Genomic DNA, 23,971 nt, shown 5'->3' with positions numbered 1-23,971 from the left:
TATAAAAATAGGAAAACTAATGCAGGGTTTAGCTTTTAAGCACCGCGCATTAGTCTTTTAATGATCATCATTTTAATGATCTGAAAGGCACGATGCCGCTCTTAATTCAATTTAGCTATCCTGCGTTGTTTAATATACTGGTAAACAGCACCTGCAATAAATAGAATTAAAAGCACAAGCAAGGTTTTGGCAATTAGCGGATCGGCAGGACCTTTGGCCAAGGGATGGCCCAGCGGTACGCGGGTAAAGGTTTCGTTCACGGTAGGGATGAGCGAGAGAAAAAAGCTGAAGGAGAGTAAAAAATTCTCTGCGTAACGGGCCTTATTACTGGCACTTCTCTTTACCGAGAGCCAAAAAGCTACCACCACCAAAATAAAAATGAATACCGAAAAAATGTGCCCTGCATTAAAGCCGCCGTGTTTGGAGATCCCCAACGCAGTTAAAGCCGTAACCGTAGTGGTATAAAAATATATTTTACCGCTAAGTTGTGTTAAATCAATTTTGCCAAAGCGTACAAATGAAATGATTGCCGATACAATGGCAACGATACCAATGATGGTATGAAAAATTCCTAAACCTGATAGTCCCATAGTCTTTTTTGTTGAGTATGTAATTGTGATTACAAAAGTGACTATAGTAAGGCTAAGGCGTTTTGTTTATTCGTTCAATTAATTGGTAATCTCGTTCAAAAATGATCAGGCAGGTGGCTTTCTGCCTGAAATAATTAACAATGTGGTACTTTTCGTTTCGGCAGGCAGGCCATTGTTCGAAGATGAATACCTTTTCTTGTAATGGCTTAGCACAAGTTTGAATGGTTAAAAGGCAGTAAAAAATAAGCTAAGCCATTAGTTTAATCTTTTTCCCCGTTCTTACGGCCTCATAAATGGCATCAATAATTTTAAGGTCTTTTAAGCCTTCCTCGCCATTTACAGGAACTACCGGCTTTTTATCTTCAAAAATAATAGTTGCCATTTCATCCATCTGTACCGTTTGATGTGTGGTTACCGGCTGCGTGAGTTCCCCCTTATGCGTTCTACCTTTGATCGGGCCATAGCCGGTAGAAGGTTGCATTTCTGCAAATCCTTTATCGCCACTCAGAAAAAATCTATCCAGGTGATTGATGTTATAACTCGACAGGCAGGAGGCTACCGCACCGCTGGGGAAACCTAATTGAAATTGTATGGTCTCATCTACACCTTCTTTAAACTTTACCGGGTCAGTTTTGGTTTCCTGGGCCGTCACCCAAACAGGCTCTTCGCCTAGCATATATCTTGCCCCGTTAATCGCATAGATGCCAATATCCATCATTGATCCGCCACCCGCAAGCGCCTTGTTTAATCGCCACTGCAAAGGATCGCCTATTTTAAAACCACATTGCCCCTGGAAAAACATAACCTTACCGAATTCGCCCGCATTTCTCATCCGGATTACTTCCAGCGTACGGGGTTCAAAATGCATCCTATAACCAACCAGTAACTTTACATTCGCTTTTTTACAGGCATCAACCATCTCCTGGCCCTCTTTGGCATTTAATGCCATCGGTTTTTCGCATATGGCGTGTTTTCCTGCTTTTGCCACACGAATAACCTGACTATGGTGGAGGGCATTTGGCGTAATCACATAAATTGCATCTATATCCGGATTATTTTTCACCTCATCGAAGTTGTCATAATGATAACAATTCTTTTCAGGGAGGTTGTATTTCGTTTGCCACTCTTTAATTTTCGAAGGCGTACCACTGATTACGCCCACCAGTTTTGCCTTGGTACAGGCTTTCATGGCCTCGGCTACACGGGTGCCATATCCACCTAAACCCATAATAGCTACCCGCAGTACCCTACCCTGGTAAGGCTGCTCAATTTGGTCTGGAACATTAGCAAATGCCGATATTGAACCTAATTTCAACATCAATACTGATGCACCCATTTTTTGTAAAAAGTCTCTTCTGGTATTCATATTATCCTGGGCTTATGTACCTATTTCTGCAAAAACATTCGGCAACACACGATATGCGACCGCCCATTTTTGCCGGTTAATTAACTGATTTACTTCATGATATGTAACACCAACCGGTTATATATAGTTTTCAAGATAATGATTTTTGGCTTTATCTGAAGAATAAGAGGTAGTTCTCGAGGCTGGGAAGCCCCTGAGGTATCCGCGTTGCACCTGAAAGACTGTTCAGCCTAGCACCTCATTAACGTTATGAACGAACCAATGGCCTCTTGTCCTGAAGATACCATATGCTGCTTTTTAAATACAGAAATGGATCTTCTGGCCGTTGAAGGCTTGCTGATTGATAAAAAAGACCGGCTTCTGATCGTATCAGCGTTTTTGAGTTTTATCTATATTTATTTTTTTTGAAAAACAACAAATTAAACACTTTACCAGGGGCACCAGGTATAATTGCCTGGAAAATCTTCCAATAACAGCTAAACTAAGGCATCCATGCCCCTTTATTTCTGCTGTATAATCTTAAAATCGCTAAAGGATGCATAACCAGAAGCATCACCATAGGTGGCGTGGTAAACACCAACCTGTAAGCCATTACCCAGATCATCTCTTTTTACAGGGCTGCCCGGAAGATCTACCCAAGCTTTCCCATCGCTGCTGCCACGCATAAAAAATGTATTTCCGGCCCTTTGTATCTGCAGGTGTTTATAAAAAGCCCATCCGGAGAGGTTGTTCGTCTGCTTTCTGCCTCCATTATCGAGGTTGGTGACAATATTTCCAATGCCCCAGCCTGGCATAATGCCATTTTGTAAAAGCATTCTTCCATTGGCTAAAGCTTTAACCATAATACCAGCCTCATTTGCGCCATAAGCTTTCTTCTCCTTTAGTCCCAGCATATCTGAAAGCATTACCTCAGCAATAAAATCACCCTCCACATAGTTGTAGGCAAAGGGCCCCGTTGCCTCCGATCCATCCCAAAATGTATGGTGCGAAACCATCTTCAGGATACCTGAATGCTGAGTAACCGTATCTGCATTTCCCAATAAACCCTCCCAGGAAGTCCCTGTTAAACCATTTTTTGCTGCCGGAACCGACCGGGCCGATCCAGCCTGTTTTTTGATAATAAATTGCGAAGAATCGGTTGTAACAGCAAACGGAAGAGAAGTTTGGGTAACATTTCCAAAATTATCTCTGATTTTGACCGTATAACTATAACTACTTTGGGGAAAGACCGAAAAATCGAAATAATCTGATGACCGCAACCATTTTGCATGCCCTTTATCTTTATCATTTTTAAAAAGATATTCGAGATCATTACCTGGCAGTTCAGGTTTATCGGCTGCCAGATAAACCATAGTTGGCGTAACTGCTGACGGCTTTGAGGTAAATGATGCTTTTAAGCTAACATTGCCTAAGGTTTGTTTCCAAAAATTAAATTCTTTCAAGCAATTACGATGATCGAGGCCATAATTGTATATGGTAATTGATGAAATTGCAGTTGTCCCACCAGAAGATTCAATCAAAATACGCTGGTCTCTTTGGTTATTACGGACCATTGCATAACTGGCCGGCTTACCATTGATAAATACCTGGAACTTCCCCTTAGAAAAAGAACAGATTAACTGCTGCCATTTTCCATTACCCTCTATCCTCGCGGCTTTATTTCTTTTACCAAAAAACAGATCTGTTTTTGAACCAACAGCAGGTAAAAGAGAAAAAACTGCCGTAAATGGTCTTGAAAAATCAATTTCTTTTCTCATACGGCCTTCCAGAAGGATTTTACTGCCATTTGCCAATATAGTAGTTATTTTCCCATTAACATCGGCAACCTCGGTATTTCCCTTGCATGTCAGTTCTCCTAAAGCAGTCCCATTGTTGGGCCAATTTGTTAAATCTCCATATTCAAGTTTTTTTGTATCTGCATATAGAACCACATGGTTAGTAATGCCTTTTGTATAGGCTGCTTTAATCTCTGTACCGGTTAATGGAACATCGTAAATTTTTAAGGAGGCCAGCGCACCAGAAAATCCTGAAGTCCCATCATCATTGCCACCCACAAGAAACCTGGTCAGATTGTTGACGAAAAGCATCCTTCTTTCTGCCCTATCCAATTTTCCATCAACATATATACGCTCCATTGTGCCATCAAAAACCATAGTAATCAGATGCCATTCATTTGCTTTGGGTAAATTTCTGTACCCCAAATCTGCCCAGCCAAGATGGGTGGCAGCACCTGCACTTTTACTATTGCCGTAACCTACCGCAGCATTACTTAAATTAACGCCCCCCTTACCCGTCCATGAAACGATTGTTTCTTCTTTATCAATTTCTGGGTTTAATACCCACATACTTACGCTATAGCTGCTGTTCCCCAGCATTGATGATGGTGCACGAAAGGACGATGATAAACGTGCCGTGCCTGAGAAAACTAAAGCCTTTTTTCCACCTATCATGGATGTAATCGGTTTATTTGCGCCCATAGCAGAAAACACGCCCGCTAATTTTCCATTATTTTGAACATGAGCCGCTATTGACCCTATCCGAAGATGATCAAAATTGAGATCTACCAACAGCCCCTTCGGTTCAAAACGTTGCAAAGATTCCCATTTTTTGATGCTCGTATGCATTACCGGATTATAATCAGCATGATCAAAAACCTTCATGTTCCAGATCGCCTTATTTAAGCCCGGATATTCTGTCCGTAAAATCGTTGTGCGCAGGTACCTGGCCTTAACGTTTCCAAAATCGATCATCGGACTTCCATGTTTGGTATTTTTACTCCGGTCAACGTACAGCGCCCATGTTTGGCCATCGAGTGAATATTCAATTTTGTATTGATAGTACCAGGTTGCATATTCAAATTGAGTATGCACACTTTTAACATCATAAACCTTACCTAAATCTATCTGGAGCCACGCCGGACCGATATTGCTTTTAGCTTTCCATAAAGTTCCGTTATTATCATCAAATGCAAATTCTGGTTTAAAATCCTGATCATAAGTTGAAGAGGCTATAGCGGCTTTCCCTAGCGCCAGATCTGGATGCGGATTCACATTTTTTGCCAAATAGCCAATTCCGGAATGTGTAGGAACCAACTTCAGTATGTTTCCTTTTTCATCGAAGATCATTTTATCTGCCGCTACCTGCCGGTGATAACCACCATCATTGTGCGGGTTATTATGGCGATGATAAACCAGGTAAAAATCATCTCCCTGCTGCAGAACAGACTGATGCCCTGGCCCATGAACTGTTCCATCGCCATTTGTTGCGAGAATAGGATTATCCGGCCCATATTTAAAAGGTCCCATCGGGTTGCTTGCAGTGGCATACTGTACCCGGTAAGTCCCATCTTCGCAATAGCCGGATGAATAAGTGAGGTAATAAATGTTCTTTCTTTTGAATACAAACGGGGCCTCGAAAAAGTCTTTTGCATCGGTATTTGGGATCTGCGCAAGTTTTGAAAACGACTTCATGTCATCATTCAATAAACCCACACCACAACCATGGCCTGGATAAATGCCCCAGGTACCCCAATACATATAATACTTCCCGTCGTCATCTTTAAATGTCTGCCCATCAAGTGTAATCACCTTTGGCACCATAAAATTTGAAACTATTGGTTTTCCGGGCGCTAAAAGCGATGTCCATGGGCCAACCGGTGTTGCCGATGATGCACCGAATATTTCAACGGGCTGGCAGTAGTATAGATAGTACTTTCCGTCAGGCCCCTGTGTTACATCTGGTGCCCAATAATAATGGGTTGTTGGCCAGTTCATATCCTGCATGACCCAATTCACAAAATCTTTTGAAGTCCATACCTGTGATGGTCCAAATCCTCCTCCATTACCATCTGTTGTGGCATAAATATAATAAGTATCTCCAAATTTTTTCACCGTTGGATCTGCGAAATAGCCTGGTATAATTGGATTGTGCTGCCCTTTGGCTAAATGCTGAGATTGCGCCATCAGAGATTGGGAACAACTGCAGAAGAGAAAAAAAACGAAGAGGTTCAGATAAATGTTTTTCATAGTCAATATGGATAGCGCTACCTATAAAGGCCAGACCTCATGGATCAGGATGTAAATATAAAAGAAGCATAAGCTGGATTTCCGTTGTATATTGATACATAACATTAGTATTTTAACCAAGCACCCCAATCTGTACTTTTAATGTAGCGGATTAGGAAACTGAGCGCTTGAGTTCGATTATTAAATCTCATTTTGCGGTGTTTTAAACAGGTTTTCAGTTGAGGCGGGTTGCCCCTGACCTGTAGCGAGTTCACCGGAGGTAATTTGTCTCCAAGTATTTCAGGCTAAAAGATGTTGCCCCCATCTCTCCGTAGAGTCGCTGCGCTTAACGCTACGGATGATGAAATATGGTTGAGTTTGGAAACTCAACCTGGTCTTTACACTAAATTTTGACCTGATTTAATGCCCATCACCTTCTTCTCCGGCATTTTTCACCTTGCTTAACAGATCATAAGCACCTTTTACCACAACCTTCGCCTCACTGATCGGCTCTGCAAAAGAAACCTGGGTATAACCATTCTCGGCAACTCCGGTTTTTACCTCCATCATCCGGTATCGGTAATCCTTACTGCCTTTAAGAGCAGGCTGATCGATAAACACGAATTTTTTGCCTTCAAATTCAACAATTGCCGCATCGGGCAATGCTTCTACCTTGTTCATGCCACTTTCTACATAGGCCTTAAGGTACATACCCGGAAGCAATTGTGTATCCTCCTTGTCGAGGTGGCAGTGGATTTGTACGGTACGTTCTTTACTGATTTCCCTGCCAATAAGGTAAACGGTTGCTATGCGTTCCTTTTCTTCATTGGCCAGCACAAAGCGTACCTTTTGCCCAAGCTTAAGCTTGGGTACATCTTTTTCAAATACCGTAAGCTCTGCATGCAGGTGCTCGGTATCGGCAATCTTAAACAGTACATCGGTAGTACTGGCAAAGGCGCCAATATTGGTGTTAACCTGGGTAACGTAACCCGACATCGGGGCATAGAGGTTAAAGGTTTTCTGGATCTGCCCTTTTTCCAGTGCCGGAAAACTGATATTCAGTAAAGAAAGTTTTGAGCGTTGCCCCAACAATCTTGCATTCACGCTCTGGTACTCACTCCTTGCTTTCTGCAGTGCTTTTTTAGAATTTACATTTTCCTTGGCCAATTCTTCCTGGCGGTCTAACTCCTGCTTTAAGAACTGTAACTGACTTTTATAATCCAGGTAATCTTGTTGCATCTGAATAAATTCCGGATTCTGCATTACGGCTACGAGCGCTCCCTTGGCTACCCGTTTTCCTTGTAACATGTCGGTACTTTTTACAATTCCTTCGAGTGGTGTGGATATAGACACCAGGCTTTGCGGCGGGAGGTCGAGCATGCCGTTAACTTTCGTTGTTCCGCTTAATTCCTTCAGTTCAATATCACCCAGGGTTATTTCCGATAACTTGTGCTGCTCTGGTGTAAGGGTTACAATATCGCTTTTTTCGTGAACGGCTTCCTTTTCGGGTTCCTTCTCCGAACCGGGATTGCTGCAGCCAGCAAAATAAATTGGAAGAGACATGAGGATAAGATATTTATATAGGGATCTCATAAGATTTGTGCTTAAAATGATTGGTTGTTACCGGTTAAAAATTCAATCTGGTTAATGCTCTGGCTTAACTGGAGGAGGGCCATCAGGCGCCCCTCATCAATACCATTTGCCTGTTTAAGGTTTAACAGGTATTCCGAATAACCTATTTCTCCGTTTTGATAGGCAATGCGGCTATTTTTTAATATCAGTGCCGCATTGGCTGAGGCCGAAGTCATAAAATAGTTATATCGTTGCCTGTTTTTCAGGTATTCACCAAAAGCCTGTTGATACTGGCCTGTCAGTTTTCGCTGCTGGAGTTCCAGCTCGTTAGAAGCAATCTCCCTGTTAATGGATGCAGCCTTTGCCTTCGCAGCATAGGCCCTGTAAAACAAGGGAACGGAAAGCCCCACCTGAAAACCCTGGAAACGTTTGTCGCGGCCAAAGAAAAGCTCACTTCCATTAACGTTTTGAAAACCGGTTAGCGACTGGTTGAAATAACCAAGGGTAAAATCGGGTAGTGCTTTGGCAAGTTCTACCTTACGTTGTTTTTCGGCGATTACGATCTGCTGTCTGAAATAGGCGAGGGTTGGATTTTCATTTAAAAGTGTCGTATCCGCGAACGGAATTTCAGGTGTTTCCTTTAAAAACTTATCCGCGATCAAGGGTGGCCCGCCCTTACCCAGGAGTGTAGCAAGCTGCGCCTGATAAATTCCGATGTCAGACCGGTTTTGATCGAGCAGGTTCTTTACCTCCTGGAGCTGTGTTTCTGCGGCTACCTTCTCCAGCAGGTTACCTTCACCGGTTTTGTATTTTAGCGAAGCGGATTTTACAAAACCCTTATAAATGCTGTCTTGCCCGAGCAACAGTTTTTCCTTCGAATAGAGGTACTGAAGGTTGGTGTAAACCATCTTCACCTGAAAAACAAGTTCGTTTTTACTTGAAGCAACCTGAAGCTGGCCTGCTTTGATCCGTTCGTCGCCTAATGCGGCATTTGCTGCAAAAAGTGTTGGGAAAGGAATTGTTTGTGAAACGGTAAAGTTGTTGTCGTTTTTCACCAGGCTATTGTATTGCCCGTAAAGCATCGAAACTTCTGTTTTAGGCATTTCGAAAGCACTCTTTTTAAGCACCTGCTGCAGCCCTACACCAAGGTTAGCCCCGTTAATGGTCCGGTTGTTTTCCAATGCCGAAGATATCGCCTGTTCGAGTGTTAGCGCAGTTTGCGCCTTGGCAGGCTGCAATCCGAACAAGGTAATAAACAGGACTATTGTACCTGCCAAAGGAGCAATTTTTACTTTTTTACGGCCTATTTTTTCTACCCAGATATAAAGCACCGGAAGCACCAAAAGGGTTAGCAATGTTGCAGAGATCAGTCCGCCGATAACAACCGTTGCCAAGGGCCGTTGTACTTCAGCTCCGCTACCGCCCGAGATGGCCATTGGAAGAAAACCCAGGGAGGCTACGAGTGCCGTCATAATCACCGGGCGAAGCCTGACCGAAGTTCCTGTTTTAATAATTTCGAAAATATCTTTCATTCCTTCTTTTTTCAACCTGTTAAATTCACTTATAAGTACAATACCATTCAGTACCGCTACGCCAAAAAGCGCAATAAAGCCGATGCCGGCCGAGATACTGAAAGGCATGCCCCGTGCCCAAAGGGCGAATATGCCACCTATGGCCGATAATGGAATTGCGGTAAAAATTAAAAGCGCATGTTTTATCGACGAAAAAGTTAGATAAAGCAGCAGTAAAATAAGCAACAAGGCCAATGGCACCGCTATGCCCAATCTTTTAGTTGCTGCCTGCAGGTTCTCAAAAGTGCCGCCAAAAGTTGGGTAATATCCTGGTAAAAACTTAACCTCTGCATCAATTTTCTGCTGAATTTCCTTTACAATACTTTCCACATCCCTGCCCCTCACATTAAAGCCAACGGTAATACGCCGTTTCGCATCATCACGCTGGATCTGGTTGGGCCCCTCCCTGTACTGGATATAAGCCAGTTGTTCCAGTGGAATCTGGTTGCCATTGGGTGCTGTTACAAACAGATTCTTTACATCTTCCAGCGACTGCCTGTTTTCTTTTTCCAGGCGGACAACCATATCAAATCGTTTTTCGCCTTCGAACACCAGGCCAGCCACCTCTCCGGCAAATCCCGAGCGGATAGCAGTATTTACCTCCTCAATATTTAATCCGAACTGCGCAATCTTTTCTCTATGAAATTTGATGATCACCTGTGGAAGTCCTGAGGCCTGTTCCACATAAATATCCTTGGCCCCTTCAATTTTTCTGGCGATGTTACCGATCCTGCTTGCATAGGCACTCAGCTTCGAAAAATCCTCTCCATAGATCTTAATGACCACATCCTGCCTCGCACCCGTCATTAACTCATTAAATCGCATCTGGATGGGCTGCTGAAAACCGAAAGTAACGCCAGGGATATACTGTTCCAGCCTGGCCTGCATTTTACCTGCAAGCTCGTCTCTGGACGAAGCAGTTGTCCAGTCGCTCTTATCCTTTAGGATAATAATCAGGTCGCAAGCTTCTACCGGCATCGGGTCGGTAGGGATCTCACTGGAGCCGATCTTTCCGATTACTTCTTTTATCTCCGGAAAATTTGCCTTTAATACCTTCGAAGCCCTGGTAGCCGCCTCGATGGTCTGAGAAAGGCTGCTTCCGGTAAGCACCCTGGTTTCTACAGCAAAGTCGCCCTCCTCCAGTGTGGGGATAAATTCGGCGCCCAGGTAGTTAAAAATAATAAGGCCGGCAACAAATAACCCTATTGCAATGCCTACAACCGCCATCTTTGCCCGAAGTGCAAAATTGAGCATTGGGGTATACACACTTTGAAAAAAAGACATGATCCTGTCTGAGACATTCCGTTTGGTGTTAATGGTTTTGCTTAGCAACAGTGCACTCATCATTGGCACATAAGTTAACGACAAGATAAATGCACCCAGAATAGCAAAGGCCACCGTTTGAGCCATTGGCCTGAACATTTTGCCTTCTATACCAACCAGCGCCAGGATCGGGAGGTAAACAATAAGTATAATGATTTCGCCAAAGGCGGCACTGTTACGGATCTTGGAAGCAGATTCAAAAATCTCTGCATCCATTTCCTGTTGACTGAGCCTGTTTTTATTTTTTCGGATACCCAAATGGTGAAGTGAGGCCTCTACTATAATTACCGCACCATCTACAATTAATCCGAAATCAATGGCACCAAGGCTCATCAGGTTTCCGCTGACGCCAAAAAGGTTCATCAGGCATATGGCAAAAAGCATGGCAAGCGGAATTACGGAAGCTACAATTATCCCGGCACGGAAATTTCCCAAAAGCAGTACCAGTACAAAAATCACGATCAATGCACCTTCTGCCAGGTTTTTGGTTACCGTACCAATGGCATTGTCTACCAGTTTGGTACGATCGAGGAAAGGCTCAATAACGATTCCCTCCGGCAGATTTTTTGCAATCTGGTCCATCCGGGTTTTTACGTTTGCAATAACCTTCGAAGAGTTTGCACCTTTCAGCATCATGACTACCGCTCCTACTACCTCACCCTGGTCGTTTCTGGTCATAGCACCGTACCTGGTGGCTGCGCCGATCCTCACTTCAGCTACATTTCGGATCAGCACAGGAATGCTGTTTTCATTGGTCCGTACAACGATGTTCTCAATGTCTTCTATACTGTTGATAAGCCCCTCGCTCCTGATAAAATAGGCATTAGGCTTCTTATCGATGTAAGATCCACCGGTATTTTGGTTATTTTTTTCCAGTGCCTTAAAGATATCACTGATGGATATATCCATGCTTCGTAATTTGTCTGGATTGAGGGCAATCTCATACTGTTTAAGGTAGCCGCCAAAGCTGCTCACGTCTGCTATACCCTCTACGCCAAGGAGCTGGCGGCGAACAATCCAGTCTTGAATGGTTCTGAGTTCTGTGGCATTGTATTTTTTTTCATATCCCTTTTTGGGATGGATTACATATTGGTAAATCTCTCCCAATCCGGTGGTTAAGGGAGCGATTTCGGGTGTACCTATCCCTTTCGGGATGGCCCTTTCTACTTCAACGAGCCTTTCGCTTACCTGTTGACGGGCCCAGTAAATCTCTACACCTTCTTTAAATACCACTGTTACAACCGAAAGGCCAAACCTGCTAAAGGAACGGACTTCTTCTATCCCCGGAATAGTGGCCATGGTTTGCTCTACCGGGTAAGTTACAAAGCGCTCAATATCTTCAGCACCGTTACTTGGCGAAGAAGTAATGATCTGTACCTGGTTATTGGTAATATCAGGGAGGGCATCTATTGGCAGCTGCTTAAGGGAGTATATGCCCCAGGCGATCAGCGCCAGCATCATAATTCCAACCAACAGTTTTTGCCTGATGGAGAATTGTATTATTCTGTTCAGCATTGTCGTTTAAATCAAAAATCAATAAATAGCACGGCATCATTGCACTTGATGATGCAAAATTTGCGTGTAAAAGCATGCTTTCATGGACATTACCATGAATAAAAAATTGATTTAAACGAGCTTAGGCGGTTGCCAAATATCGAAGGGTTGTTTTTTCAATGCGGAGCATTGGAAAACCGGATAAGGCTTCCTGTATACAGGAACAACCAGATCTGTTAATTTTTCGGATGGAAAGTGCTGACCGACCGAGCAGCAGGCACAGCTACAGAACGGCGGACAGGATTCTCCATGCTGATGCCCAGGTTTTGCATCATTGCTGCGCACGATGCTTTCCGTGTGAGACTTGGAAACCATATCTTCCTTGTCCTGGCAGGGCATAAAACCCAGAAGGATCAGGTAAAAAGAAAAAAGGAATACAAAGTTTTTCACAAAGGCAAATGTAATGATTAAAGTTTTTAATTCATAAAGCCGGTTTTTATTAAAAATCCCATTAATCTCAGTTTTGTTATTATTTGCAGCAATCTGGCACAATTATCGCTTATAGACGATTATGAAACAGATCTATCTTATGGTAGCCTTATTGGCGATGCTACTTACCAGTGCCTGTTATAGCGCCAGAACAGCTGGTAACAGTGGAAAAGTTCCTCCGGGGCAAGCCAAAAAAGGAACAGGTTCAAAATCGGCCAAACCTTTTGCCCCAGGGCAGCAAAAAAGAAATTAAAAAAGAAAACCCTCCAAAATTCGGAGGGTTTCTTTCTTTATTACACAAACAATTAATGTTTTCCTTTACCATTTCCATGGCCTTTTCCGTTTCCATTCCCTTTGTTAAAATGCGGTGAAGGTTTCCCTTTATCTCCTCTATATACTTTAGCATTACCCTTGGCCGGTGAGTATTTCGGACCTTTACTTTTGCCGATGACCAGTTGGCCATGGTTGCCTTTAAATTTGGCATATTTTACCTTATGTGTTTCAAAATAACGGTAAGGCCGTGGCGAATTAATTACAACCTTGTAGCCATTATATAAATCATAACCACTGTATCTCGGTGGAAGCGCGGTAGTAAACACCCAGTTTCCGCTGCTTAAATAAATAAATTGCCTTTTCGGCACATAATAATAGCTCTCAATATCGGGCAGGTAGTAATAGTCTACATAATCATATCCGGTTGGACCCCATGCAGGTTGTGCACCAATATTTATGTTTACACTTACCTGGGCCTGAGCTTTAAAAGTAAGGCTGCTGCTTACCAATATGAACAATAACAGAAATAACTTTTTCATAGGTTTAAATTTAGATGTGAACAATTCGTTTTTACAGTTTTGCAATAACCTATACTTCGGGATGGCCAAACAAAGCCAAAACTGCTCCCGGTTACGGCAAAAGACGGCTAAATGACATTTACAAAATTTGTCTTCATCACTATAGGTCTTATTTAAGTTTTCCGTTGTAAAGTTGAAGTCTGAAGATGAAAGCAACATGAAATTTAAAATTTATTTTTTTCATCTTATTTTCATGTTGCCATTCTACTTTTGAAATGTGAGCGCACCATGGTATGGTGGTTTAGGTAGGGTTTACCTCTTAGGGGGTAAACTTTTTTTATGGTTAAAAAAGTAGCAAAATTAGCGAATTGAAAATAATATAATAAGCCCTATACTTGTATACCATACCATCAGATATGCCACCAATTAAAATGCATCATCAGGAATTTGAAGCTCCGGAGGAACTGCAGGATACGATAAAGTGCTTCTGGTACAACAGAAGGGAAGCCAGAACAGACTCATCGGGTTTTGAAGTAGTGCCTGATGGTTACGCGGAGATTATTTTTCATTTCGGTAGTGGCTGCAGCATTTCTTCTGATGGAGTTTTACGGCCTTTACCTTCGCCTTTTATGATAGGCCTGCTTAATCAGCCTGTTATTTTTTACGCGAAAGACCGCCTTGAAACCATCGGTATCAGGTGTTTTCCATGGACTGTATTCGATTTACTGGGTCTCGCGCCCAACAAGCGTGCATTACACGTATTTGATCATCCTGTGGCCCAGCTTCAACACCAACTGAATGCCTTTGTACTTGATGGAAAGATAGAGGAAGCGGTGGCTGAAGTAAAACAATATTTCTTACAGGCCAGGGCGCAGGTAGCGGCCAATAGCATGTTGTACAAGGCTGGAACCGCGATGCAGGTCGCAAAGGGCACTATACCGGTAAGTGAGGTAGCAGCAGCGGCACATGTAACCGTGCGCACATTGGAAAGGAACTTTAAACGATCTTCCGGCCATACTGTTAAAGATGTATCAGGCCTGATGCGCTTTGAGCAGGTACGCAACCGGTTGTGGATGGATCCAAGTGCCAACCTGGCCAGGCTGGCAAATGAGTTCGGTTACACTGATCAGCCTCACCTGAGCCGTGAATTTAAACGTTATAGTGGTATCAGCCCCGCAGCATTTGCCCGTAAGGCAAAAACAGGCCAACAAATGTTAAGCAACGACTTGATTAATCTCTCCTCCTGAATAAAAAAGATTGTCGTGTTTATACAAGCCTGGCCGCCAGGCATTATTGAATTTTGTGTTCTAATCATACCATATGAACACAACAATTAAAAATAAAAAACACACTCATACCATTTACGATGTTATTATTGCTGGCGCTGGCCCTGTAGGCCTGTTCCTTGCCTGCGAATTGGCTTTAGCCAAATGTTCGGTACTCGTACTCGAAAAAGCGACAGAGGTGCATTCGCCTTTAAAGCAGCTTCCCTTGGGCATCCGTGGCTTGTCATCGCCAACAATTGAAGCGCTTTATCGACGTAACTTATTTGAGGAACTTGAAATTCATAAACACCTTAAAAACCCTCATCAAAACGCGGTGCAAGGGCCCCGTCGCCAGGCAGGGCATTTCGCAGGTATTCCGTTCCATGATGGCGATATCGATACCACGCAGTGGAAATACCGCCTGCCGGGTTCAACGCCTGCCAGTTTAATTACTGAAATGCAGGAACTGGAAACGGTATTTTCCAAACGCGCAGAAGCGCTGGGCGTCGAAATTAAACGGGGTTTTGCAGTTACCGGTTTCCACCAAAATAATGAAAGGGTAATTGTACAGGCAGGCGGGCAATCTTTCGAATGTAAATGGCTTGCAGGATGCGACGGAAGCCGGAGTGTGGTACGCAAAACCGGTGGTTTCGAATTTGCCGGCACTGAGCCCGAATTTACAGGTTACACGGCTAAGGCAGACCTCCTTAATCCGGAAGTGCTTCAACCAGGCCGGAATGTAACACCAACCGGGGTATATATGCAATCGCAACCGGGCTACCTGGCCATACAGGATTTTGATGGCGGTGCATTTCATGGAGTAGCGAAACCCGTTACGCGCGAACATCTGCAGGAGGTGCTGCGTCGCGTTTCAGGTACCGATGTTACCATCAGCGCGCTCCATATTGCAAGTACCTGGACCGACCGGGCAAGGCAAGCTACAACCTACCGAAACGGGCGCGTACTTTTAGCAGGCGATGCGGCTCACATCCATGCACCCTTAGGTGGCCAGGGGCTTAACCTGGGCATGGGTGATGCCATGAACCTGGGCTGGAAACTTGCGGCCACCATCCACGGAAAAGCCCCTGAAGGTTTGTTGGACAGCTATGTTACAGAACGGCATCCCATTGGTGCACAGGTACTCGATTGGTCGCGCGCCCAGGCCATCCTGATGAAACCTGATCCTAATGCCCGCGCTTTGCATGCCATTATTACCGACCTTATCAATACCACTGATGGCGCCACCTATTTTGCCGGCAGGGTTTGGGGCGTTTCTACTCAGATTAACCTTGGAGGAAAGCATCCGCTTATTGGCTGCAGTGTTCCTAACTTTGAATTTGAAGATGGTATAAAAATTGGCCAACTGATGCATAATGGCCGGGGCATCCTGCTCGATTTTAGCCACCATGCGGCACTCAGTAAGTTAGCCGGCGGATACCATCAGATCGGTTACATATCGAAACCCGCAAAAAATCAATTGGGGTTATCGGCCGCACTGATCCGCCCGGATGGAATTGTAGCCTGGGCTACTGATGAGGAGATAAATATTAGCGATCTGCAAAAAGCAATAACAAAATGGTTGGTATAAAAATCAGAATTTGGTTAAAGCTAAAAGAGCTGGTATCATAAGGCCAGTTTCTTTAAAGTTTGTTACGCTACGATTGACAGGTTCCTAACAGAAATTCGTCATTGCGGGGAAGAACGACAAGGCCTTCTCGCAATGACGATTAATCCCACTATTTTCAGCATATTTTAATGTCAATCATGCTAAAATATAGAAATTGTAGCCACTTTACCGCCGTTTAATGTTTCATCAGCAGATCAATCGAAATACCTGTAAACACCATCAAAAGGCTAAATACCAACATCCCCAGGCCGTAAGCAGTAATTGCCTTTAAATAGTTAACTGCTTTTTTACTGTTAAAAAATTGTGCTATTGCCCATGTACTATAACCAACTACTACAATGCTGGAAACTTTCATAAAACTGATCTTACTAAGCCCTTCTGCAATGGCAAAAACAGATATAATTAACATGCCAATTCCCATTACAAAACACAGCAGGATCAATATCTCGAAAAAATTATAGTTGTATTTTTTAAAAAATAGTTTTAACCATAAGGAAATGCAGGCGCCCATTAAAATATTGGCATAACCGTAATGCCCCGCTACCCAATCGAAGATTAAACCAACACTTGTTTTTTTTACCTCAGTAAATTCAACATAATCTTCTTCTATGTGGAAGAAATGACTGATTACCGTGTAAATTAATGAGCTCACCACGATAAATATAACCGGCTTTACCAAGCGGTTCCGGTTATCGGTAATAAATGTTCTGATATTCTGGCCAGGCCTGATCAGCAATTCTTTTACCGTAAACAATATTCCTTTTTCGAAATGTAAGAGGTGTTGGATTTCATGCAGAACATAATGTGCATCTACCCTTTTTACATGCATTGGCTGACCGCAATGGCCACAGAAATTATCGTTTACAATATGGCCACAGTTTCTGCAACTTATTAATTCAGAATGCATATCACCTATTGATTAACATCTGGCGAGTTGCGTAACCTGATCTCATCATTTACCGATTTTAAAGTACCGTAAACCGGCACCCAGGTGATGGGCAAAACCATTACCGGGATAAATAACACGGGTTTTGCCTTTAGAAAAATTAGGGCTAAAGCGATAAGCACTCCTAATATGATAAACCCAATTAATACACCCTTTAATTTCGAGCTGGTTTTGTTTAATTCTTCCAAGCTTAATTCAGACCATTTTTTCATCGTTCAAAATCTTTTCTGTAAAAGTGGGCACAAAAATATTTTGATGGACTACACTTTAGTGTAAATTTGTTATTAAGCCATCCCGTAAAATGAAAGACAGCACTACCTCCTCTTTGCTTACCAAGAATAAGGTTGAAAAAATATCGACTGAAGACCTTCTCCAGCAGCAAGATTACATGGAAGCGATAAAAGCTTTCGCCCGTTTAACCTATGAAAGCGTATACGTGATCGATTACGAAAAAATGGCCTTTGAGTATGTTTCAGAAAACCCCTTGTTTCTATGTGGTTATTCGCCCAAAGAAGTATTGGATTTAGGCTATGAATTTTATTTTAAAAATGTTCCTGAAAAGGATCTGATTTTATTGAGCCTGATTAATGAAGCGGGATTCGATTTTTTCGCAAAACTGCCAGGCATTGAAAAAAAACATTATAGCATCACTTACGATTTTCATCTGATCAGCCAGGAGGGCAAACCCATGTTGATTAACCATAAGCTTACGCCCCTATTTTTAACTGGCGAAGGTAAGATGTGGAAAGCAATGTGTGTAGTGTCCCTCTCCCCCCATCAACAGGCGGGTAATATCTGCATCTATAAACAAGGCACCGATGAGCTGTGGGCCCTGGATATTGCGACCAAAATCTGGAAGAAATCGGAGAAACCCAAGCTCAGCAAAAGAGAAATCGAAATATTACAATTGCATGCCCAAGGCTTAACCATTAACCAGATCGCTGAAAAAATATTTGTTGCCCCTGATACTGTAAAGTACTACAGGCGAAGAATTTTTGAAAGATTGGAAGTAAATAACATGGTTGAAGCACTTTCACGTGCAGTTAACAATAAGATAATTTAGTTTACGCACAGCAAGTGCTTGTAAAAACACAGCCTTGTGCGATGCAAACCTATCCATAACAGATTTCAAAAAAAACCGGACGATATTTCAACCGAAGTGCAGCGAGCGGAGAAATCTTTAACCAGGTTAAAAGATTTCTCCACCGTGCCCGAAATGACGATTTCCTAATCTGTCATCTCAACTCCTTTGTTTTTGTAAAAACTACCTCAAAAAATGTATCCAAACGGGATGACCGAGGCCTGGATTTACCGGATAGCCTTAAGCGTTCAACCCACCATCGATTGTTAAAAACGAACCGGTGATGTATCTGGCCTCTTCACTTGCAATAAAGCTCACAAATGCAGCAATATCTTCTACTGTACCGTAATCCGGTAACGCCATACGGGTTCTCAGAAAATCAGCCAATGGCGCGTCGGCAGGGTTCATATCAGTGTTGATTGGTCCGGGCTGAATCAGGTTTACGGTAATTTTTCTGGCGCCGAGGTCGCGGGCCAAACCTCGGGTAAAACCCTGCAGTGCCGATTTGCTCATGGTATATAAAGTGGTTTCAGGACCAAGCGCATTATCGCCCATGTTGCTGCCAATGGTAATAATCCGTCCACCCTCAGGCATGCCTTTCACTGCAGCCAGGGCAGCCACAAAAACGGCCTGTACATTAACCGCCATAATTTCGTTATAATCTTCAAGTGTATGTTCTTCAAAAGCCTTACCAATGTAGATGCCTGCATTACTGATCAGTACATCAATACGGCCAAAATCGGCAATGGTTTTAGTCACCGCTGCACTTACCTCATTTGCTACGGTATTGATTGCTTTTAATGCCACAGCAAACCCACCTGCAGCTTCTACCTCAGCCACTACGGCCAAAGCTTTTTCAGCTGAATTGGCATAAGTAAATACCACTTTTGCACCTTCTGCGGCCAACCTTTTTACAATCGCTGCACCTATGCCCCGGCTTCCTCCTGTTACCAGTGCAATTTTATCGGTCAATTTTTTCATATGATTTTTTAAATTTTCGGCTAATGTAAAAGAGATACTTTAAATTTGCAGGTAAACAGCAAATTGTTAGGTACTAACAAAAAAGTAAAAAATGAGAAAAGAGACGTCAACCAATGCTTTGAACGAAAAAATGATGATCGACAGTTGTGGCATGGCTTCATCGCTGGCTGTTATAGGTGGCAGGTGGAAACCAGCCATATTATGTCGACTTTCCTATGGTACCATGCGCTATGGCGAACTTAAAAAAGACATTATAGGCATATCAGAACGGATGTTGGTGGCGCAGCTCAGGGAACTGGAGAAAGACCAGATTATTACACGTGTTGTTTTTCCGGAGGTACCGCCAAGGGTAGAATACCGGTTAACCGACCTCGGCCTTACCATGAAACCAATGCTCGATGCAATGTCTGACTGGGGCAACATGTACCGCGGGCACATCAACCAAACTCAGGAGTTACCTACGGATGTAGTGCTGGAGCAGTAGCCGGTCGTGTTCAAAAAAATAAATAAAAAATAATCTTTCATTTTTCTACTGACAAACAGTTGTCATAGGCTGGTTCTAGCTTTGTTCTATTAAATAATAAAACAAAATATCAGCAACTATGATTACTAAAAGCGAATTACTGCAACATTGGTTAGGCCACAGAAAACTAACCAGAAAAACCCTTGAAAGATTTCCGGAAAAAGAATTATTCGAATTTTCAATCGGTGGAATGAGACCTTTTGCTGCATTAATTAAAGAGCTATTATCGATTGATGTTCCCGGTTTAAAAGAGATGGTTACCAGGGAAACAGCACCATTTAGCCATGATCTGCCTCTTCATACCAAAGCGGAGTTGCTGGCAAAATGGGATGAGGATACCCCAAAAATCGAGGAGTATTTTAACCAGATCTCTGAAGATCAGTTTCACGAAACCATTAAATTATTCGGGCAGTACGAGTTTACGATACTTAGCCACCTCTTGTATTTCATTGATAACGAAATACACCATCGCGGCCAGGGCTTTGTATACTTAAGAGCCCTGGGTATTGAACCTCCATTTTTTTGGGACCGGTATTAAACAATAGCAAGCCAGTTTTATAAGCTATAATCTTCTTCGTGTTTATCAGGCTGGGCATATCGAAACCTATTGCGAGAGATCAAAAAGAAATATCGTCATTGCGAGAATCAGAGGTGAATTACATTTTTAAAATTCTCCAGTCATTTTTATAAATAAATTATCCCTGAGGATAAGTATTCTATAATTATGATACAATCTCTTTATTTTTTATTCTCTTTAATCCGGATTCCATGATCTCAACCAGCTCATTATTTAAATGGGCTGGTTCTATAATTTCGGCTACATCAACAAATTTAATAAACCAGCGTACAAAAGAGACCACAGGTAGAGGACAGTCGAAATCCATCACTACAAAATCATCTGAAATTTCTTCTCCTGTAAATCCGAAAATCTGCCGGTCCCAGTATAAATAATTCGCATACTTCCGGTCTACCCTGATTTTAATTTGCATCCTGTTTTCGGAGAAATCTTTATCCCGGAATTCATTAATTGGCGGGTGGGTAATGGTAAAATTATCCTGCAGCATTAAAACCTTTTTAATCCTGTCCAGTCTAAAATTACGGTAATCTTTCCTTAAATGGCAATAGGCCAAAAGATACCAAAGATTATGTTCGTAGAATACACCAATAGGCTCTACAGATCTGCCGACCTCATGAAGATCACCACTTTTGAGGTAATGGATATGGGTTATTTTTTTCTTTATCGTACTATTGAGTAAAATATCGATAATATTGGGCAGGTAATCAATGGATTTAAAGTTTTTCTTAAGATGTATTGCATCTTCCAAATGCAGAAAATCTCTTTTTTGATGCACCTGAAAAGAACTTTTTATTTTGATCAGTGCCGCCTCAAAATGTTTTTTAACAAATTCGGTTTCATGTTTCTGCATCACTTTTTCGGCAACCGTTAAACTGAGAATTTCTTCCTGGCTAAACCTCGATGGCTGCAACCTAAAACCTTCCATAATCGAATAACCAGCCCCTGATTCATTTACAATAGGAATACCGGCAATCTCCAGCGCTTTTAAATCCCTGTAAATTGTTCTTAGGCTGATTTCGAACCGCTTTTGTAACTCTTCCGTACTTACTACAGATTTAGACTGCAATAGAAAAAATATCTGTAGTATCCGGTCAAATCTTTTGGTAATATCCATGTTAAATGCAGGTATTTAATTAACAGCTAATTTAGCTGGTTTACCCTTAGCAGAGCATTACTTTGACCATAAATTTTCTGATGAACCACACAAGTTAAGGAATTCCGTTTTGCAAAAAGTTCCTGAAAACAACAGGACTTTGCGTTTGGTTTAAAATAAAAAGCCTCAAAATTTACATTTCAAGGCTTGGGTTGTTATTAGATTGGATAATCCTTCCTGTTTATGCTTTGATAAAGGCCAGCAGGTCTTTATTTATCGTTGCAGCTTCGGTAGTTGGCATACCATGAGGGAAACCCGGATACGAGATGAGGGTCCCATTTTTTAAGAGTTTTACAGCTTTAGCTCCGGTAAGCTGGAAAGGCACAATCTGATCGTCTTCGCCATGCATAACAAGTACAGGAATATCTACGCTTTTAAGGTCTTCGGTAAAATCTGTTTCAGAAAAGGCCTTAATACAATCGTAATGTGCTTTTACACCGCCCATCATGCCCTGGCGCCACCAGTTATCCCTAACGCCCTGCGATATTTTTGCACCTTCGCGGTTATACCCATAAAAAGGTAGGGTAAAATCCTGGAAGTACTGAGACCGGTTAAAGGCTGTACCTTCACGTATTTCATCGAACACCGCAAGTGGAATACCGTCAGGATTAGTATCGCTTTGAACCATAATCGGTGTAACTGCACTGATTAATACTGCTTTGGCTACACGGCCTTTCCCATGTTTTGCTACATAACGGATCACCTCTCCGCCACCGGTAGAGTGCCCGATGTGTATGGCATCTTTTAAATCAAGTGCCTCTGTAAGCGCTGCCACATCAGCAGCATAAGTATCCATTTCATGCCCTACTGCTGTTTGGCCAGACCTTCCATGTCCGCGGCGATCATGTGCGATCACCCTGAATCCCTGTTTAAGGAAAAACATCATCTGTCCGTCCCAATCATCACTGGATAATGGCCAACCGTGATGAAAAAAAAGTGGTTGTCCGGTTCCCCAATCTTTGTAATAAATTTCGGTTCCGTCTTTTACTGTAATCTTACTCATTGTTTTTGATTTTAGTAGGTGAAAAAAATCTGGATGTGTGCGTTAGCATGGTTCCTGAATAAATCCTGCCCAAAAGAATCGGGCATGATTAAAAGTCCTGTAACTTAAAAATAATAAATTTAAAATTCATTATACTGATGGCCGCCATTTATTTGTACAACTACAATATCGACCTTACCAAGCCGCCCTCTACCCTAATGGCCGCTCCATTGGTTCCGGAGGCTAACGGACTTGCATAAAAAGTAACGGCGTTTGCAATTTCACTGACATCAAGAAAGCGCTGCAATAATGAAGTAGGCCTCATGTTCTTAAAGAAATCGGCTTCTACCTCCGCAACGGTGATATTTCCCGTTCTGGCTAAATCTTCAATAAAACCGCCAACCCCTTTTGATTTAGTAGGGCCAGGCAAAATTGAATTGACGGTTACCTCAGAACCCTGACTTAATTCTGCCAGGCCACGGCTAACCGCTAATTGTGCAGTTTTAGTCATACCATAATGAATCATTTCATCGGGAATAAACACGGCCGATTCGCTGGAGATAAAGATGATCCTTCCCCAGTTTTTCTTTAACATTTTAGGGAACAGCTTCCGCGACAACCTGATTCCGCTCATCACGTTAACTTCGAAAAACCTGAACCAATCTTCATCGCTGATTTCTTCAAAAGCTTTAGGTTCAAAAATGCCGGCATTATTAATCAGAATGTCGATCTCCGGTAGTTTATCAATCAAATTACTTACCTCATCGGCCTTCGAAAAATCGGCTGCAATGCCCGAAACAAATTCGCTGCCGGCAATACCTTGCAAAGATTTTATGGCATCATCTACACTGCTTTGCGATCGGCCATTGATAATTACCCTTACACCTTCTCTTAATAAACTTTCGGCAATTGCGAATCCAATACCCGCAGTAGAACCGCTTATAAAAGCTGTTTTATTTTTTAGTTGTAAATCCATGCTTTAATTTTTAAATAATGTTTCCGATAAAATTTAAATTGCCCAATGGCTAATACAAACTGAACAATTTTCTGGCTGAAAAGTGTCATAGAAATATGCTAAAATGGAGCCACTGAGGAAAGATAAAAGCTTACCGTATCGGAGTGGTTAAAAAAGCACATTACATGAATGTTATGCTTTTAACCATAAACACAAAAACAGCCTTACGGCTGTTCGTTAAATGGGTTCTTTATCAATCTTTACTCCACTGCGTTGAGCTGTGTAGCCAATAAGGCGGCGCCAAGTGCGGCAGTGAGGAAAATCCCCTCATAAATCGATAGTCGTTTTTTCTTCTTAAACCCCTTATAGAAAGAATGCGCCGCAATTACACCGAGGCCGGCCAACTCGATATTCCGCTCCACTCTTTTTGATGAATCCTTATTCTTGATTAAGGCAATACGAAACAATTGATTTATTAAACCGATGTTTTTCGAAATGCCCTTTCTGATCTGTTTTTTGCTTGCCGATCCACCCAGTTTTTTAGCTGCACTCTGTAACCCGGTAGTGGTAATCTCATTGATCAAATGCGTTTTAGTATCTTTTTTTTCCATATTGCTTTTCATAGGTCTTATTATTTCAACCCCGTTTAAGTAATATGGTTTTGATAAATTTGAGAAATTT

Annotated in this window: 20 protein-coding genes; 6 read left to right on the top strand and 14 right to left on the bottom strand. The window is 42.4% G+C overall.

Going from position 1 to position 23,971, the window contains the following annotated elements; all coding sequences use genetic code 11:
- Positions 1 to 101: 101 nt before the first annotated feature.
- The 6 genes from GGQ60_RS06780 to GGQ60_RS23160 form a co-directional block, all read right to left on the bottom strand.
- Positions 102 to 590, bottom strand: a complete 489-nt coding sequence (locus GGQ60_RS06780; protein ID WP_183761425.1) for a hypothetical protein — start codon at positions 588 to 590, stop codon at positions 102 to 104.
- A gap of 247 nt (positions 591 to 837) precedes the next feature.
- Positions 838 to 1,956 (bottom strand): Gfo/Idh/MocA family protein, encoded by a 1,119-nt coding sequence (locus GGQ60_RS06775; protein ID WP_183761422.1) that lies wholly within the window; start codon positions 1,954 to 1,956, stop codon positions 838 to 840.
- Positions 1,957 to 2,456: 500 nt separating this feature from the next.
- On the bottom strand, positions 2,457 to 5,918 hold the full coding sequence (locus GGQ60_RS06770) for a family 43 glycosylhydrolase (protein WP_183761419.1): 3,462 nt from the start codon (positions 5,916 to 5,918) through the stop codon (positions 2,457 to 2,459).
- 462 nt (positions 5,919 to 6,380) lie between these two features.
- Complete coding sequence (locus GGQ60_RS06765; protein ID WP_229685045.1) at positions 6,381 to 7,523, bottom strand: efflux RND transporter periplasmic adaptor subunit; 1,143 nt, start codon at positions 7,521 to 7,523, stop codon at positions 6,381 to 6,383.
- Positions 7,524 to 7,564: 41 nt separating this feature from the next.
- Positions 7,565 to 11,941 (bottom strand): CusA/CzcA family heavy metal efflux RND transporter, encoded by a 4,377-nt coding sequence (locus GGQ60_RS06760; protein WP_183761413.1) that lies wholly within the window; start codon positions 11,939 to 11,941, stop codon positions 7,565 to 7,567.
- 111 nt (positions 11,942 to 12,052) lie between these two features.
- On the bottom strand, positions 12,053 to 12,370 hold the full coding sequence (locus GGQ60_RS23160) for a DUF6660 family protein (RefSeq protein WP_373284792.1): 318 nt from the start codon (positions 12,368 to 12,370) through the stop codon (positions 12,053 to 12,055).
- A gap of 121 nt (positions 12,371 to 12,491) precedes the next feature.
- On the opposite strand from GGQ60_RS23160, the gene GGQ60_RS06755 reads away from it, so the two are divergent.
- The gene (locus GGQ60_RS06755; protein WP_183761410.1) at positions 12,492 to 12,662 is read left to right on the top strand and encodes a hypothetical protein; all 171 of its coding nucleotides are present in this window, start codon (positions 12,492 to 12,494) and stop codon (positions 12,660 to 12,662) included.
- Between the two features lie 52 nt (positions 12,663 to 12,714).
- Here GGQ60_RS06755 and GGQ60_RS06750 read toward each other — a convergent pair whose 3' ends face one another.
- The gene (locus tag GGQ60_RS06750) at positions 12,715 to 13,221 is read right to left on the bottom strand and encodes a hypothetical protein (RefSeq protein ID WP_183761407.1); all 507 of its coding nucleotides are present in this window, start codon (positions 13,219 to 13,221) and stop codon (positions 12,715 to 12,717) included.
- Between the two features lie 395 nt (positions 13,222 to 13,616).
- On the opposite strand from GGQ60_RS06750, the gene GGQ60_RS06745 reads away from it, so the two are divergent.
- Together GGQ60_RS06745 and GGQ60_RS06740 are read left to right on the top strand one after the other, a co-directional pair.
- Positions 13,617 to 14,447: a helix-turn-helix domain-containing protein gene (locus GGQ60_RS06745; RefSeq protein WP_221235908.1), complete on the top strand. Its 831-nt coding sequence runs from the start codon at positions 13,617 to 13,619 to the stop codon at positions 14,445 to 14,447.
- Between the two features lie 73 nt (positions 14,448 to 14,520).
- Positions 14,521 to 16,053, top strand: coding sequence for an FAD-dependent monooxygenase (locus GGQ60_RS06740; RefSeq protein ID WP_183761404.1), 1,533 nt, complete (start codon positions 14,521 to 14,523; stop codon positions 16,051 to 16,053).
- A 214-nt stretch (positions 16,054 to 16,267) separates the two neighbouring features.
- On the opposite strand, the gene GGQ60_RS06735 is transcribed toward GGQ60_RS06740, so the two are convergent.
- Complete coding sequence (locus GGQ60_RS06735; protein ID WP_183761401.1) at positions 16,268 to 16,999, bottom strand: DUF3667 domain-containing protein; 732 nt, start codon at positions 16,997 to 16,999, stop codon at positions 16,268 to 16,270.
- Positions 17,000 to 17,004: 5 nt separating this feature from the next.
- The gene (locus GGQ60_RS06730) at positions 17,005 to 17,250 is read right to left on the bottom strand and encodes a hypothetical protein (RefSeq protein ID WP_183761398.1); all 246 of its coding nucleotides are present in this window, start codon (positions 17,248 to 17,250) and stop codon (positions 17,005 to 17,007) included.
- An 89-nt stretch (positions 17,251 to 17,339) separates the two neighbouring features.
- Here GGQ60_RS06730 and GGQ60_RS06725 point away from each other — a divergent pair, with 89 nt between their 5' ends.
- Positions 17,340 to 18,101: a response regulator transcription factor gene (locus tag GGQ60_RS06725; protein ID WP_183761394.1), complete on the top strand. Its 762-nt coding sequence runs from the start codon at positions 17,340 to 17,342 to the stop codon at positions 18,099 to 18,101.
- Between the two features lie 258 nt (positions 18,102 to 18,359).
- On the opposite strand, the gene GGQ60_RS06720 is transcribed toward GGQ60_RS06725, so the two are convergent.
- Positions 18,360 to 19,100, bottom strand: a complete 741-nt coding sequence (locus GGQ60_RS06720; protein WP_183761393.1) for an SDR family NAD(P)-dependent oxidoreductase — start codon at positions 19,098 to 19,100, stop codon at positions 18,360 to 18,362.
- A gap of 91 nt (positions 19,101 to 19,191) precedes the next feature.
- On the opposite strand from GGQ60_RS06720, the gene GGQ60_RS06715 reads away from it, so the two are divergent.
- Both GGQ60_RS06715 and GGQ60_RS06710 read left to right on the top strand, forming a co-directional pair.
- Positions 19,192 to 19,584 (top strand): winged helix-turn-helix transcriptional regulator, encoded by a 393-nt coding sequence (locus GGQ60_RS06715; protein ID WP_183761390.1) that lies wholly within the window; start codon positions 19,192 to 19,194, stop codon positions 19,582 to 19,584.
- Positions 19,585 to 19,702: 118 nt separating this feature from the next.
- A complete protein-coding gene (locus tag GGQ60_RS06710) occupies positions 19,703 to 20,161 on the top strand; it encodes a DinB family protein (RefSeq protein WP_183761387.1) in 459 nt (152 codons plus the stop codon).
- Between the two features lie 184 nt (positions 20,162 to 20,345).
- Here GGQ60_RS06710 and GGQ60_RS06705 read toward each other — a convergent pair whose 3' ends face one another.
- The 4 genes from GGQ60_RS06705 to GGQ60_RS06690 form a co-directional block, all read right to left on the bottom strand.
- Complete coding sequence (locus GGQ60_RS06705; RefSeq protein WP_183761384.1) at positions 20,346 to 21,314, bottom strand: helix-turn-helix transcriptional regulator; 969 nt, start codon at positions 21,312 to 21,314, stop codon at positions 20,346 to 20,348.
- Between the two features lie 220 nt (positions 21,315 to 21,534).
- Positions 21,535 to 22,356, bottom strand: a complete 822-nt coding sequence (locus tag GGQ60_RS06700) for an alpha/beta fold hydrolase (RefSeq protein ID WP_183761381.1) — start codon at positions 22,354 to 22,356, stop codon at positions 21,535 to 21,537.
- A gap of 160 nt (positions 22,357 to 22,516) precedes the next feature.
- Positions 22,517 to 23,311, bottom strand: a complete 795-nt coding sequence (locus GGQ60_RS06695; RefSeq protein WP_183761378.1) for an SDR family NAD(P)-dependent oxidoreductase — start codon at positions 23,309 to 23,311, stop codon at positions 22,517 to 22,519.
- Positions 23,312 to 23,550: 239 nt separating this feature from the next.
- Positions 23,551 to 23,901: a hypothetical protein gene (locus tag GGQ60_RS06690; RefSeq protein ID WP_183761375.1), complete on the bottom strand. Its 351-nt coding sequence runs from the start codon at positions 23,899 to 23,901 to the stop codon at positions 23,551 to 23,553.
- Positions 23,902 to 23,971 lie beyond the last annotated feature (70 nt).

It is taken from the genome of Pedobacter zeae (genome assembly GCF_014196715.1).
GTDB classification, from domain to species: domain Bacteria; phylum Bacteroidota; class Bacteroidia; order Sphingobacteriales; family Sphingobacteriaceae; genus Pedobacter; species Pedobacter zeae.
This window is presented reverse-complemented; position numbering and strand designations above follow the sequence as displayed.